The organism is Anabaena sp. PCC 7938, assembly GCF_049315035.1.
Lineage (GTDB): Bacteria > Cyanobacteriota > Cyanobacteriia > Cyanobacteriales > Nostocaceae > Anabaena > Anabaena cylindrica.
In genome coordinates this window covers 4,412,501-4,427,931 of record NZ_CP186034.1, presented here as the reverse complement: position 1 = coordinate 4,427,931, position 15,431 = coordinate 4,412,501, and the positions used below count along the sequence as shown (strand labels likewise).

General features: G+C 41.3%; 9 protein-coding genes. 7 read left to right on the top strand and 2 right to left on the bottom strand.

Going from position 1 to position 15,431, the window contains the following annotated elements:
• Nucleotides 1-4 precede the first annotated feature (4 nt).
• The gene (gene glp, locus ACOWPH_RS20145) at nucleotides 5-1,231 is read right to left on the bottom strand and encodes a gephyrin-like molybdotransferase Glp (RefSeq protein WP_015217165.1); all 1,227 of its coding nucleotides are present in this window, start codon (nucleotides 1,229-1,231) and stop codon (nucleotides 5-7) included.
• 432 nt (nucleotides 1,232-1,663) lie between these two features.
• Here glp and ACOWPH_RS20140 point away from each other — a divergent pair, with 432 nt between their 5' ends.
• The 3 genes from ACOWPH_RS20140 (at nucleotide 1,664) to ACOWPH_RS20130 (ending at nucleotide 11,272) form a co-directional block, all read left to right on the top strand.
• Nucleotides 1,664-6,478 (top strand): beta strand repeat-containing protein, encoded by a 4,815-nt coding sequence (locus ACOWPH_RS20140; protein WP_015217164.1) that lies wholly within the window; start codon nucleotides 1,664-1,666, stop codon nucleotides 6,476-6,478.
• A gap of 245 nt (nucleotides 6,479-6,723) precedes the next feature.
• Complete coding sequence (locus tag ACOWPH_RS20135) at nucleotides 6,724-8,802, top strand: M10 family metallopeptidase C-terminal domain-containing protein (protein ID WP_422665614.1); 2,079 nt, start codon at nucleotides 6,724-6,726, stop codon at nucleotides 8,800-8,802.
• Nucleotides 8,771-11,272 carry a glycoside hydrolase family 9 protein gene (locus ACOWPH_RS20130; RefSeq protein ID WP_422665613.1) on the top strand — a complete coding sequence of 834 codons (2,502 nt, stop codon included), beginning with the start codon at nucleotides 8,771-8,773 and terminating at the stop codon, nucleotides 11,270-11,272. The genes ACOWPH_RS20135 and ACOWPH_RS20130 overlap by 32 nt, the downstream gene beginning before the upstream one ends.
• 91 nt (nucleotides 11,273-11,363) lie before the next feature.
• Here ACOWPH_RS20130 and ACOWPH_RS20125 read toward each other — a convergent pair whose 3' ends face one another.
• Complete coding sequence (locus ACOWPH_RS20125; protein WP_015217162.1) at nucleotides 11,364-11,615, bottom strand: hypothetical protein; 252 nt, start codon at nucleotides 11,613-11,615, stop codon at nucleotides 11,364-11,366.
• Nucleotides 11,616-11,809: 194 nt separating this feature from the next.
• On the opposite strand from ACOWPH_RS20125, the gene ACOWPH_RS20120 reads away from it, so the two are divergent.
• The 4 genes from ACOWPH_RS20120 to ACOWPH_RS20105 all read left to right on the top strand — a co-directional run bounded on the left by ACOWPH_RS20120 (nucleotide 11,810) and on the right by ACOWPH_RS20105 (nucleotide 15,193).
• A complete protein-coding gene (locus ACOWPH_RS20120; protein WP_015217161.1) occupies nucleotides 11,810-12,367 on the top strand; it encodes an RDD family protein in 558 nt (185 codons plus the stop codon).
• Nucleotides 12,368-12,410: 43 nt separating this feature from the next.
• Nucleotides 12,411-12,605, top strand: coding sequence for a 50S ribosomal protein L33 (gene rpmG, locus ACOWPH_RS20115; protein ID WP_015217160.1), 195 nt, complete (start codon nucleotides 12,411-12,413; stop codon nucleotides 12,603-12,605).
• 2 nt (nucleotides 12,606-12,607) lie between these two features.
• Entirely contained in the window at nucleotides 12,608-12,823 is a 216-nt protein-coding gene (gene rpsR, locus ACOWPH_RS20110) for a 30S ribosomal protein S18 (protein WP_015217159.1), read from the top strand.
• A gap of 312 nt (nucleotides 12,824-13,135) precedes the next feature.
• A complete protein-coding gene (locus tag ACOWPH_RS20105; RefSeq protein WP_015217158.1) occupies nucleotides 13,136-15,193 on the top strand; it encodes a ribonuclease catalytic domain-containing protein in 2,058 nt (685 codons plus the stop codon).
• Nucleotides 15,194-15,431 lie beyond the last annotated feature (238 nt).

Sequence of the window (15,431 nt, the reverse complement as noted above, 5' to 3'; positions counted from 1 at the left end):
CTAATTATCTCACCTGCAAGACTAGCACTTCTTCCCGTGGATAAACTAAGGTTTTCCCGACTGGTAAAACAGCTAAAGCATTAGTTTGGGCTAAATTAATTAAATTACCAGAACTATTATTACCCCCGGCTTGATAAAATTCATAAACGCCATTGACTAAATGTAACTTACCCCAGATATAAGTTTCCATTTTGCCATTAGATTGTAGTTCGGAGTGCGATCGCACTTTCAAAAATTGCCCTTGCCAACCTTGAGCAAGTCCCGCTAGTTTTTTAATCGTCGGTTGCACAAAGCGCCAACAAGTCACCAACGCAGACACAGGATTTCCGGGTAAACCAAAGTATAGAGTATTGGGGAAAGTTGCAAAAGTCAGAGGTTTACCTGGACGCATTTGCACAGACTGAAAATGGATTTTTGCGCCCAGTGATTGTAAAATCTTTTCTATATAGTCATAATCGCCTACAGACACGCCACCAGAAGAAATAACGATATCAGAATTAGCGATCGCATACTCGATAATTTCTTTTAACGCAGTCGGATCATCTTTAACAATTCCTAAAACTAACACTTCAGCCCCCACTTCCCTAACCAAAGTTGCCAAAGCAAACTGATTAGAATCTACTATTTGTCCAGCTTGCAGCGCTTCTCCCGGCATCACCAACTCATTACCACTAGAAAAAATTACCACGCGAGGACGACGAAAAACACTGATTTGATCATGCCCTGCCGCAGCTAAAACTGCAATTTCCGTAGCACTTAGGCGAATACCCGCTGGTAAAAGTTCGCTTCCTGCTTTGTAAAAATCTCCCTTGCGTCTCACAAACTCTTGCGGTTGGGGTGCAGCAAAGATAAAAACGCGGTTTTCCTGTCGGTGTGTTTTTTCCTGCATAACTACAGTATCCGCACCATCTGGCATCACCGCACCCGTAAAAATTCGTGCCGCTTGTCCTGGTTTAACAGTAATTTGCGGTTTATATCCAGCGGGAATTTCTTCCACAACTTCTAAAACAGTTGGTTTTTCAGCAGTTGCTTTCAGCACATCTGCATAACGCACCGCAAAACCATCCATTTCGGAATTATCCCAATGAGGAAAATCCAGATAACTATTTACAGAAGTTGCCAAAATTCGATTATGTGCCGTTAATAAATCGACAAATTCTATATCCTTCTGCTTATCTAACCCTTGCACCAAATTTAAAATAGTAGCTTCTGCATCTCTGACTGACAGCATAGTTAATAATGATAGTTTTTGATATTTTAGTCTAGTGTTGTGTAATTTTTAAGTACTCAGTATTTAAAGGCAACAAATATTATATTTTTACCTTGATTGCATAAATAAATTGGTATAAAAAGACTTTCTCTGAAATGTAAAATAAATGTTACTTTTCTAGGAAAGTCCGTATAAAAGTAGTAAATTCTAGATCAGCAATATTACAGCAGATTTCAGAGAAAATAATTACTAAATTGAAGCCAAAAATCCAAGTATAAAGGTCATTTAAGAGTTTATCAATGCTAACCTTTGAGTTCCTTATGCTCAAGCTCTGGGAAGCTTGGCTTCTGAATTTTGCTGTAATTTTTCTTAAATTCCCTAACTATAAATACGCTTTACTCCAATTTTTCAACCGTAAATATACTGCTTTAATCATTTAGGAGACTTCACTCAATGGCTACTCTTTCTTGGAAAAACGCTGCTAACGGCAACTGGAATCTTGCCAGCAATTGGACTCCCGGCACTATACCAAGTTCGGCGGATATTGCCCAAATCACCATTGGTGGCACTTATACTGTTCTCTTAGATATCAACAGAACTCTGACTGGTTTAACTCTTGGTACAACTATAGGAATCCAAACCCTCGATATTAACGGTTATACCTTAACCCTAAATGGCGCGAGTACCGTTAGTAACAATGGTGTTTTAAATCTGGCTAGTGGAACCATCACCGGAGCAGGTGCTTTAACAATTTCCAGCAAACTCAACTGGAGTAATAGCACATTAAGCGGCACAGGCAAAAAGACCGTCAGTGGCACATTAAACCTGAGTGACTATCAATACTTAGATGGAACAACCTTAGAAACATCAGGTACAACGTTTTGGACAGGTAATGGCTATTTGTACGGTTCTAACAACGCAGTTTGGAACAATACCAGCACAGGAGCTATTGACTTACAAGGAGATGCAGATTTGTACTGGGGGAGTGGTAATCAACCCACTTTTAATAATGCTGGTACTTTCACAAAATCCAATGGTACAACCACAGATGAATCCTATATAGGTTTTATCTTCAACAACACAGGTACAGTCCAAGTCAAGACAGGGACATTAAATCTTTACGGTGGGGGAAGTAATAGCAGTATTTTCAGTATTGATACTGGAGCTACATTAAAAATTAGTAATGGAAATTACGATTTAAATACAGGCAACAGCGTCACTGGTGCGGGAAACTTTAATATTGAAAGTGGGACAACTACAGTTAATGCTGCTTCTACTTGGGCTGCCCCTGTTAACTTGATTGGAGGAACTTTAACAGGAGCAGGTGCTTTAACAATTTCCAACAAACTCAACTGGAGTGGAGGTACATTAAGCGGTACTGGCAAAAAGACCGTCAGTGGCACATTAAACCTGAGTAACTATCAAACCTTAGATGGAACAACCTTAGAAACATCAGGTGCAACGGTTTGGACAGGAACTGGCTATTTGTATGCTCAAAATGGCGCAACTTGGAACAATACCAGCACTGGCACTATTGACCTCCAAAGCGATGCCGATTTTTATGCCTCTGATGCTTTATCCACTTTCAATAATGCTGGTACTCTCACCAAATCTAACGGTACAACCACCGATCAGTCCTATATTAGTGGACTCTTCAACAACATCGGCATAGTTGATGTTAAGAAAGGGAAGTTAGGATTTACTGGCAGTTATACCCAAACTGCGGGAACAACTCGCCTCAGTGGTGGTAGTCTCACTTTTGATTCTTCTAGTTTTCTGAACCTGCAAGGAGGAACTTTAGTAGGAGTTGGAACTATCACAGGTAATGTTAACAATACTGGTGGTCAAGTCAATCCTGGGAATACCATTGGTACATTAAATATCATAGGTGACTACAGCCAAAGCAGTACGGGAACACTCAACCTAGAATTAAGCAGTGCAACCACCTTTGATAAATTAGCAATTACTGGTGCAGCAGATATAGGTGGTATCCTCAAACTGAATTTAACCGGTGCCTATACACCCACCATTGGTAATAAATTTACAGTTTTAACTTATGGTTCTGCCACAACCAAGAGCTTCAACAGCATTGAAGGCATAGATATCAGTAGTAGTCTAGCTTTTGCACCAACATCCACAGGTAATAACTTAACCTTAGAAGTAGTAGACCAAGTTCAGAATTTAGGGGCGATAATTCCCTACGTTTCTCAAACAGTCACAGACTTTGTAGGTGATACAGACCTATTTGATTTTTATCGCTTTAATGTCACCACAGCCAGCAATGTCCAACTTAAACTTAGCAATTTGACATCTAATGCCAATGTTTGGTTAGTTGATGGATTAGGTCGTACTCTTGCCCAAGGTATTAAAGCCGGAACTGCTGATGAAATTGTGAGTTCCATAGTTGACGCTGGAACATATTACGTCAAAGTCTTCCGACCTGCTGCTGGGAATAATGCCAACTACACTTTACAAGTTGCAGCCTCAACCAATCCCTGGCCAGTACAGTTTGGAACATCTGGTCAAGAGCAAAATAGTGGAGTCAGCAATGACAGTAGCGGCAGTATTTTTGCAGCAGGCTTTACCACTGGGGCTTTTGCTGGAAATACTAACGCTGGCAACGATGATGGCTATATTACCAAATACAACCCCGATGGCAGTCAAGCCTGGATTAAACAGTTCGGTACTTCTGGTACTGATTATGCCATTGGAACTGGTAATGATAGTGCTGGCAATGTTTATACCGCTGGCTACACCAATGGAGCTTTTGCGGGGGCTACCAATCTCGGTAGTAACGATGGGTTTATTACTAAATATACTTCGGCGGGAACCCTAGCTTGGGTAAAACAATTTGGTACTGCTGCCGATGACACTTCTTTCGGAATTAGTGTTGATAGTAATGGCAATAGCTATATAGTTGGTAAAACCTATGGTGCATTTGCTGGTAATGTCACCCAAGGAGCCTATGACGCTTATATTGCCAAATACGACACTAATGGTACTCAAACCTGGATCAAACAGTTTGGTACAGACCAAGATGATGAAACAATAGGCGTTAGCGTAGATAGTAACAATAATATCTATGTTTTAGGCTCAACAGCAGGGGCATTTGCTGGAAATACCAATGCTAGTGGTTATGATGTCTTTGTCAGTAAATACGACTCCAGTGGAACTCAAGCTTGGGTTAAACAACTCGGTTCATCTGGAAATAATTATGCCAATATCAATGGCATTAGTTACGATAGTACAGGAAATGCCTTTATTACTGGCTATACTGATGGTACTTTCAGTGGTAACACCAGTTTAGGTTCTTATGATGGTTTTGTTGCCAAATATAGCAGCACAGGAACATTGGCTTGGGTTAAACAATTTGGGACAACCTCCGAAGACTATTCTATTGCCTCCAAAACAGATAGCGCTGGTAATACTTATGTTACAGGTTGGACTGGTGGTCAATTTGCAGGAAATACTGCTTTAGGAGGCTATGACGGCTTTCTGGCGAAATATAACACCAGTGGGACGAGACTCTGGGTTAAGCAATTTGGTACAAACTCAAATGATTATGCTAATGGTTTGAGTATTGATAACCAGGGCAATATATACGTTAGTGGTTGGACTGAGTATGGCAGTTTCCCCAGCTATACTAATCAGGGAGGGACAGATAGCTACATAGCCTTATTCGATACTAATGGTAATCAGCTGTCTGTTCCCATCACCTCAACAGTTGTTCCATCCAACATCACCCTAGCTGTATCTCCTGCCAGTGTCACCGAAGATGGAACTACCAATCTAGGTTACACCTTTACCAGAACTGGCAGCACCGCCAATGCCTTAACCGTCAACTATACCGTTGGTGGAACAGCCACTTTCAACACAGACTATACCCAAACAGGTGCAGCCAGCTTTACTAGCACTACCGGAACTATTACCTTTGCAGCTGGTTCGAGTACAGCAACCTTAACTGTAGACCCCACAGCAGACACCACAGTTGAAGCTGATGAAACCGTGGCTTTAACTTTGGCTGCTGGCACAGGTTACACTATTGGCACAACCGCAGCGGTAACGGGAACTATTACCAATGATGATGTAGCACCATCTGTCACCATCAATCTTAGTGCTGACCAGACAATTGTTGAAGGAAGAACCAGTCCACAAAACCTTACCTACACTGTTACTCTTTCCAACACCAGCAACCAAACCATTACCGTGAACTATGCAACTAGTAACGGTACAGCTATAGCGGGTTCAGACTATACCAACACTACAGGAACATTAACCTTCAACCCTGGAATCAAAACTCAAGTCATCAATATTCCCATTGTCAATGATGGTATCAATGAAGCAGATGAAACCTTTACCCTAACGCTGACATCTCCTACCAATGCCAGTTTAGGGACTAAAACCAGTGCCATTACAACCATAACCGATACCCTCGTTGCTTCTGCTACCACTACCTTACCAACCAACGTAGAAAACCTGACTTTAACAGGCACAACGGCTATTAACGGTACAGGTAATGCCGGCGATAACGTCTTTAAGGGTAATCAAGCTAATAATACCCTGACAGGTCTGAATGGTAATGATACATACTCTTTTGTTGCTAATACTGCTTTAGGAACCGACAGGATTATCGAAACTACAACAGGAGGAATTGATACTATTGACTTTAGTGGTACTACTGCCTCAGTAAATGTGAATTTGGGAGTAATCACCTCACAGACTGTTAATAGTAATCTGAAACTCATTCTCTCTGCCAACAACGTCATCGAAAATGCTACAGGTGGCACAGGTAATAACCGTCTCACGGGTAATGCCCTCGATAACCTTCTCATTGGTGGTGAAGGCAATGACCAACTGCAAGGATTAGCAGGAAATGATATTCTCTGGGGAGGACTAGGCGATGATCTTCTCAATGGTGGAGTCGGTAATGATCAATATCGTTTCCAAGGCAATGGAGTATTTAGCACTAGTTTAGGCGTTGATTACATTACCCAGTTTGATGCCGGACAAGATAAAATTGTTCTGAGTAAAAGCACATTCACGGCTATTACTAACACTGTGGGACAGGCTTTAACTAACTTTGCAGTTGTCTCTGATGATGCATTAGTCAATGCAAATGCTGCTCGGATTGTTTATAGTCAAAGTACTGGTAGCCTCTTCTATAACCAAGATGGAAATGTTCTGGGTGTAGGTAAGGTGTTTGAGTTTGCCCGTTTAGGGAATCTTGATATTACCCTTGCTAGTAGCGATTTTAGTCTGATTGCTTAGATATATGGGTGCGTTACACCAGGTTGACGCACCCTAAATCTGGATTATGCTTCCATAATTACAGCAACAGTAAGTTGCTTTTCGAGCAGCTATAGCAACGGACAAGGCAGTTAGGACATCAACTAATGATAAAACTTAGACACCAAAAGACTTTTAGCTCTGTCACCTGCTATATATTCGTACAAATATTATCCCAAGTATCAACCGTAAATAAACTGATTTAACCATTTAGGAGATTTAACCCAATGGCTACTACTTCATGGAAAAACGCTGCCCTGACGCTGACATACAATCAACTCAGCGCATTTTCTGGTTTAGATAATTTCTGGCAGGTTTTCGATACCGCTTTTGGTACGCAATACAATCGTAGTTTCGCGGAAAATCTGCGTTTACAGTGGCAAGCTGGTGATTTTAGTCAACTTCCGCAAATTGAGATTGTTGATAGTAGCATTCTTGGTGGTGCTAATGGGGCTTATGCCAGTAGCACTAATAAGATTTATCTGTCAAATATCCTTATTGCTAATGCCACAACAGCAACTATTAACGCGGTTTTATTAGAGGAAATTGGACATTTTATAGATGCTCAAATTAATTTAACAGATAGCGCAGGAGATGAAGGGGCGATTTTTGCTGAGTTAGTACAGGGTTATAGTTTGGATATTGAAATTTTAGAGGCTTTAAAGGCTGAGGATGATCACACGACGATAGCTGTAAATGGGCAAATCATTCAGGTAGAACAGCAGAATTTTACAGGCACTAATGGTAATGATACTATTACTGGAACTTCAGGAAATGATGTGATTCAGGGCTTGAGAGGCAATGATACCTTTTACGGTGGTGCGGGTAATGATGTATTCGTATTTGATTTTGAACGGTATCAAAACAATTATGATGTAGTCATGGATTTTGTTCAGGGACAGGACAAAATTGATATTAAAAACCTGAATATTAGTGCTTGGTCTACTCTGCAAACGCTCATTAGTAATGATGGACAAAATAATGCCTTAATTACCACTTATTATGGTGGTTATGCGTCCCAATTAAAACTCAATGGCATCAATTCTACTCAACTACAAACTACTGATTTTATCTTCAATACAGTTAATTCCAATGATACTATCGATGGTGATGATTACAATGGCGATCGCTTATTCGGTGGGTTAGGAAATGATACCCTCAAAGGATTTAGAGGTGAGGATATCTTGTTTGGGGAGCAAGGAAACGACCGTTTAGAGGGTGGTGCAGAGAATGATATCCTCTACGGCGGTGCAGGTAACGATACATTCGTGTTTGATTTTGACCGATATCAGCGATATCAAAACAATAATGATATCGTTATAGATTTTGTTCGGGGACAGGACAAAGTTGATATTACAAAACTTAACATTGCTGATTGGGCTACCCTGCAAATACTCCTGAGTAATGATGGACAAAATAATGCGCTGATTAAAACTTATGCTGACGGACTTGAATCCAAGTTACAGCTGAATGGGATTAATTACACTCAACTGCAAGCAACTGACTTCATTTTTAACACAGTTAATGCCAATGATGTTATTGATGGTAATGACTATCATGGCGATCGCTTATTTGGTGGTTTAGGGAATGATACCCTGAGAGGATGGAGAGGTGAGGATGCCTTGTTTGGGGAACAAGGAGATGACCGTTTAGAAGGTGGTGCAGACAATGATATCCTCTACGGCGGTGCAGGTAATGATACAGCAGTCTACGCTGGTACTCGTTCTCAATATCAGCTGAGTAACTCCAATGGACTTTATACCATTACTCATTTGATCAGCAATGGTGACGGAATTGATAAATTATACGATATTGAGAAAATCCAATTTTCAGATCAAACCATAACTCTGATTGATACTGCACTTCCCGTCATTAATCTAGCGTTATCTCCTAGCATTGTCAGTGAAAATGGAAGTGCCAACCTCGTTTATACTTTCACTCGCACAGGTAGCACAGCCAGCGTCCTAACAGTGAACTATAAAGTTGGTGGTACAGCCACCTTGAATACCGACTACAATCAAAACGGTGCAGCAAATTTCACTACTACCACAGGAACTATTAACTTTGCGGCGGGTGCAAGTAGTGCCACTCTCAGCCTTGATCCCATCCCAGATACCATTGTGGAATCTGATGAAACAATTATCCTCACTCTCTTTAGTGGTAACGGATATGCGATCGCAAATACAACCCCTGTCATCGGCACAATTAGCAGTAATATTAATAATAATGTTGGATTTAATTATAGTGAAGCTTTAGAGAAATCAATTTTATTTTATGAAGCCCAACGTTCTGGTGAACTTAAATGAAGCCACAAACCGAGTTCCTTGGCGTGGTGATTCCGCACTCAATGATGGTGCAGATGTTGGAGTTGATCTAACAGGCGGCTACTATGATGCCGGAGATCATGTCAAATTTGGTTTTCCCATGGCTAGTTCCATGACAATGCTGAGTTGGGGGGCTGTTCAGTATCGCAACGCCTATCAGCAAAGTGGACAACTAGACGAAATCATGGATGCTATCAAATGGGGAACCGATTACATCCTCAAAGCCCACGTCACCAACGGTAACATTACCACAGGATTTTGGGGACAGGTAGGATTAGGCGATAGCGATCACGCCTTTTGGGGTCCCCCCGAAAAGATGACCATGGCACGCCCTGCCTTCAAAATAGATGCGACTAAACCAGGTTCTGATCTGGCAGGGGAAGCAGCCGCAGCTTTAGCATCTGCATCAATTATTTTCCGATCCACAAATGTCACTTACGCTGATCGTCTCCTACAAAATGCTATTCAATTATTTGCCTTTGCCGAAACCTATAAAGGTAAATATTCTGACTCCATTACCGATGCCGCCAAGTTTTACAACTCCTACGGATATAACGACGAACTAATTTGGGCTGCAACATGGCTGTACAAAGCAACTAAAGCAGCAGGAAATGCGAACACAACCTATCTTAGCAAAGCCGAAAACTACTCTACAAATCTCAATTTAGGTACATGGACTCAAACATGGGATGATAAATCCTATGGTGCAATGGTTCTTCTCGCCCAAGAAAGTACCAACATTCGTTATCGGACTGAAGTAGAAAAATGGCTTGGTTTCTGGACTAATAAAAACGGTACAGGAGTCACATACACACCCGGTGGACTGGCATGGTTAAATCAGTGGGGTTCTCTTCGCTACGCCGCAAATACTGCTTTTGTTGCAGGTGTGTATGCTGATACGGTGAACGATCCAAATAAACTTTATTCCACTTTTGCAGAAAGCCAAATTGATTACATTTTAGGTGATAATCCCAACCAACGTAGCTATATGGTTGGCTTTGGTAATAATTCACCTCAAAATCCCCATCATCGTGGTTCCCACGGTTCTCTGACAAATAACATTAACGATCCAGTTGTTAATCGCAACGTCCTTTATGGTGCAATGGTAGGTGGACCCAACCAAGCTAACGATAACAGCTACTCAGACGATCGCACTAACTATGTTACCAACGAAGTTGCCCTTGATTACAATGCAGGTTTAACAGGTGCCATTGCACGTATTTATGGACTTAACGGACAACCGTTGAATACTAATATTACTCTAGCTGTAACACCAACTAGCGTCACCGAAGATGGAACTAGCAATCTAGTTTATACCTTCACCCGCACAGGCAGCACCACCAATTCCCTAACCGTTAACTATAGCATTGCTGGTACAGCCAACAGTAGCGACTATACAGGGGCAACACCCGGAACAGGAAAAACCATCATTTTTGCTGCTGGTTCGAGTACAACAACCCTAACAATAAACCCAACAGCCGATACCACTGTTGAAGCTAACGAAACCGTGGCTTTAACTTTAGCGACAGGCACAGGTTACACCGTTGGTACAACCACTGCCGTTACAGGAAATGTTACTAATGATGATGTAGCACCATCTGTCACCATTAACCTCAGTGCAAACCAGGCAATAGTTGAAGGTAGAACCAGTCCACAAAACGCAGCTTATACCGTTACTCTATCTAACACCAGCACTCAAACTATTACCGTGAACTATGCAACTAGCAACGGTACAGCTACAGCAGGGTCAGACTATACCAACACTACGGGAACCTTGACTTTTAACCCAGGGGTAAAAACTCAAATCATCAATATTCCCATTCTCAATAATTCCCTCAATGAAGCAAATGAAACTTTTACTCTGACACTTTCATCTCCTGGAAATGCCAGCTTGGGTACAGTCAAACAAGTAACGACAACTATAACTGATACTCTTACTGCATCTGTGACTACTATCCTACCAACTAATGTAGAAAACCTGACTTTAACAGGAACTGCAAATATTAATGGCACAGGTAATGCCGGAAATAATGTGATTAAGGGTAATGGTGGTAATAATATCTTAACTGGTGGTGTTGGTAAAGATACCCTGTTTGGTGGAGTAGGAACTGACCGATTTAGCTACAAAACCCTTACCAATTCTCTTTTAAATAACTTTGACATTATCACCGATTTTAATGCTACCACTGGCAATGATTTATTTCTTGTTACTAATACACGATCTGGTTTTACTACTGCGGGAACTGTTGCAACTCTTGATGCTGCGGGAATTAGTACTAAATTAACAACAGCTAATTTTAGTGCAAATTTTGCAGCGAAATTTAGCTTTGGAACCCGTACCTTTGTGGCTATTAACGATGCTACGGCTGGTTTTAATGCTGCTGCTGATGCCATTATTGAAGTAACTGGTTTAACGGGAACCCTAGGAATTAATAATTTTGTAACCGTTTAGGTTGAAAACCATAGTTTTTTGGAATTAGGGTTTAGGTGTAGGGGTTTAGCACTGCGCTTTACCCCTACTTCCATAATTGACTGCTATACTATCAAACTAAATCCTTCACACTAACAATTCCTTCAGCACACCACGCTTCTAATAGCCATTTTTTAGATTGGTGATCAAGTGCTGGTAAAATGCGGAAATTAAAAACATCTTGCCAAACTTCAACGTTATTCTGGGAAACAAAGGTTTTTTCCAATTCTTTAAACTGTAGATAATCACGATCATTAATAGCAATCAGCAGAGGAATAATTGTGCTGATTGAAATTTGAGTAGCAGCTATGCCTATAGATGTCATTGTGGGTAATCCTCAAAAATACAAATAAATGGTAAAAACACCTGTTTAGTATTGATGATTGCAACCAAACGCTTATCTTCGCTTGTGTCCACTGCGAAACAGACTCATGCAACAATTACTTAAATTATGACCTTAATATTAAAGATAAGAGCAATGATTATTTCCCTACACCTAAACATAAACACTTATTGTGTATGACCATCGTTAAAGTACCCCAAAAACACTACCCCAAGGCAGAAATTATCCGTCGAGGCATGGCACTGGGGATAGATATTCTTGGTGTCTGGCTAGTTAGTTCCCTGCTAGGGAGCAATAATTTTGGAATTCAATTTGTCCAAATTTGCGTCTTTATTCTCTCTTGGCTAGTTTTGCGGGTAATAGTGGTGTACAACAATCGTGGACAAAGTTTAGGGCGTTGGGCTTTTGATTTAAAAATCTTAGAAGTCGAAGGTGAAAGAATAGTTGGCAGAATCCCCCAGTTGCAGGCATTATTGAAGCGGGAGGGGATTATTTGCTTTAATGCCTTGCTAACATCTATCGCTTTGACAAATATAATAGCTAATCCCACTGCTATACTGCTATTACTTCCTTTAGGAATTGACTGTGGTGCCGCCTTATCAGATACTCAGATGCGGCAGGCTCTGCACGACCGCTATGCTGGAACTATCATCGTTTCATCACGACGTGGCTATTCGCTAGATTTAAAAGTTAAACGATTAGTTGAAAAATTGCAGCGAAGTGTGAGAAGATAGTCATTTGTGTTAATTCTCTCCAGGCTTTACTGTTTGTAAGATTATGGCTAAGAGTAAAGGTGCCCGCATAATAGTGACACTAGAATGCACCGAGTGTCGTACAAACCCTGACAAACGTTCTGCTGGCGTTTCTCGCTACACCAGCACCAAGAACCGTCGGAACACCACTGGTCGCTTAGAACTGAAAAAGTTCTGCACCCACTGCAACAAACACACTGTTCATAAGGAAATCAAGTAAATATGAGCTACTACCGTCGTCGCCTGTCGCCAATCAAGCCAGGAGAACCAATTGATTATAAAGATGTTGATTTATTACGGAAATTTATCACAGAGCGTGGTAAGATTCTACCCCGGCGGATTAGCGGTCTGACCTGTAAACAACAGCGCGAATTAACATTAGCGATTAAACGCTCTCGGATTGTGGCTTTGTTGCCATTCATCAACGCAGAAGGCTAAGAAGATTTTGGATTTTGGATTTTGGATAATGATCCAAAAAAAAGTAACGTTGGTAATAGAAATTAAACGTTCACTTTCAGTCCAAAATCTAAAATTTGATCAACACCAAGGGAGTGTACAATAATGGCATTCCAAATTGAAAATCAACAGATTTGGAGTTAGGTTATGGGGAACAAAAAACAGGAAACAGGTAAGAATTTTACTTTTTTCCTAATCGCCAGCCTAAACTAGATAACTAGGAACTTGGTTTACTAGTCATTTAATCCAAAATCTAAAATCTAAAATCTAAAATTACTATAAAGTGCGAGAGTTGTGGACAAGGGGACGCTAGTTGAATTTAGGGTTCAAGGCGATCGCCGTTTGGGCGTAGTAGATCGTCCAGACGGCAAGACCCGTTGGTTTGTGGTAGATGAACGAGGTCAATCCCACAGCCTCGCGCCTCGACAACTAACTTACATAGTTAACGGGCAAAGTTATCAGCCCTCAGAAATTACCAATTTTTTAGAGCAAGTCAACCCTTATCTAGATCCATCTAGCTTGGAAGTGGCTTGGGAACTATTAGTAGACGACGGGGAAACTATCACCCCTGGAAAAATGGCAAATCTGCTATTTTCCGAATCAGAAGCAGTTCATTGTTATGCAGCTCATTGCTTGTTATCAGAAGACAAACTCTATTTCAAGCAGAAAGGAGAAGCTTATGAACCTCGCAGTGCGGCACAAATAGCAGAACGTAAACATCAAATTGAAGTAGAGACGCAAAAAGCTAAGGGACAACAGGAATTTTTAGCGCGTGTAGAACAGGCACTCAATGGTGAAAGTGTAGAATGGCAACGACCGGATCGCCAGCGCTTAGAAACACTGGAAAAATATGCAGCCCTAATGGCGGACATCGTGCGAATGGGAGTAAATTTTGACTCTTTAGCTCGTGCGTATCCGCCTCCAGCCCCAGTATTAGAAACCATGAATATGCTGGGACGTTCTGCTACTCCCCAGGCTGCTTTTCAACTATTGATCGACTTGGGTTGGTGGAGTTCCCATGAAAACCTGTTCCTGCGTCGTTCTTCAATTCCCGTTCAGTTCCCCAATAAGGTATTAGAAGTGGCGCAACAACGCTTAGATTTCCCACCAACTGACTTGGATGTAAATCGCCTGGATCTAACTCATCTGAAAGTATACACCATTGATGATGAAAGTACTACAGAAATAGATGATGGTCTGAGTTGGGAATTGCTACCAGATGGACAGGAACGGCTATGGGTGCATATTGCTGACCCCACCCGGTGGTTAATACCAGAAGATGAGTTAGATTTAGAAGCCAGAAAGCGGGGTAGTACTGTTTATTTGCCTACGGGGATGATTCCCATGTTCCCAGAGGTATTAGCAACAGGCCCGATGAGTTTGGTACAGGGGAAAATTTGTTGCGCCCTCAGTTTTGGGATAGTTTTAAATCAAACGGGATCTGTAGAAGATTATTCTATTCATCCCACCTTGATGAAGCCTACTTATCGCCTCACCTATGAAGATGTGGATGAGATGTTGGAATTAGGGGTAGAAGCAGAACCAGAAATTGCTGCGATCGCTAATTTAGCAAAACGGCGTAAAACTTGGCGATATAACCAAGGAGCCATCAGCATCAATATGCCAGAAGCAATGATCAAAGTCAAAGATGATGACATCAGCATTGACATTTTAGATGATTCCTCATCTCGGCAATTGGTAGCAGAAATGATGATTCTCGCTGGGGAAGTAGCCGCACGTTATGGACAAACACATAACATCCCCTTGCCTTTTCGTGGTCAACCCCAACCAGAACTGCCACCAGAAGAAGAATTACTGCAACTTCCCCCTGGTTTTGTCCGTTCCTGCGCCATGCGTCGTTGTATGCCCAAAAGTGAAATGAGCATCACACCCGTACGTCATGCTGGTTTGGGCTTAGATACATACACCCAAGCAACTTCCCCTATTCGTCGTTACAGTGACCTCCTCACCCACTTCCAACTCAAAGCCCATTTGCGTGGCGAAGTTTTGCCCTTCTCCCCTGAACAGCTAAAAGAAGTGATGATGACAGTCACCAGTACCACCCAGGAAGTAACAATGGTGGAACGACAAACAAACAGATATTATGCTCTAGAATATTTACGCCGTCATCCCGAACAAGTATGGCAAATCACAGTTTTGATGTGGCTGCGGGAAGATAGCAACTTGGCATTAATTCTCTTAGAAGATTTAGGCTTGCAATTGCCAATGGCTTTTAGGCGTTCTGTTAATTTGGGTGAACAGTTGTCCGTTAAAGTTAGTCTCGCTGATCCGCAAAAAGATATGATCCAATTTCAAGAAATAATTTATCAAGAATCTCAATTAGCAAATTAGATACAAAATACAGCAGAATTTAGGAGTCAGAAATCAAGAATCAGGATTAAAACTGGCTTTGAATTTAGATTCTGTACCTCATTGATCTGTAATCCGCTGTATGAATAACGGGATTTCTCTGAAAAGACCCTACCCATAGCTTGCTTCCCCAGCATAGCTGTAAGGCAAAATTTGGGAAACCCTATGTAAGTTTTGAAAATTAAAGATTTTTGCCAATAGAGATAATTTGTAGCTTAAA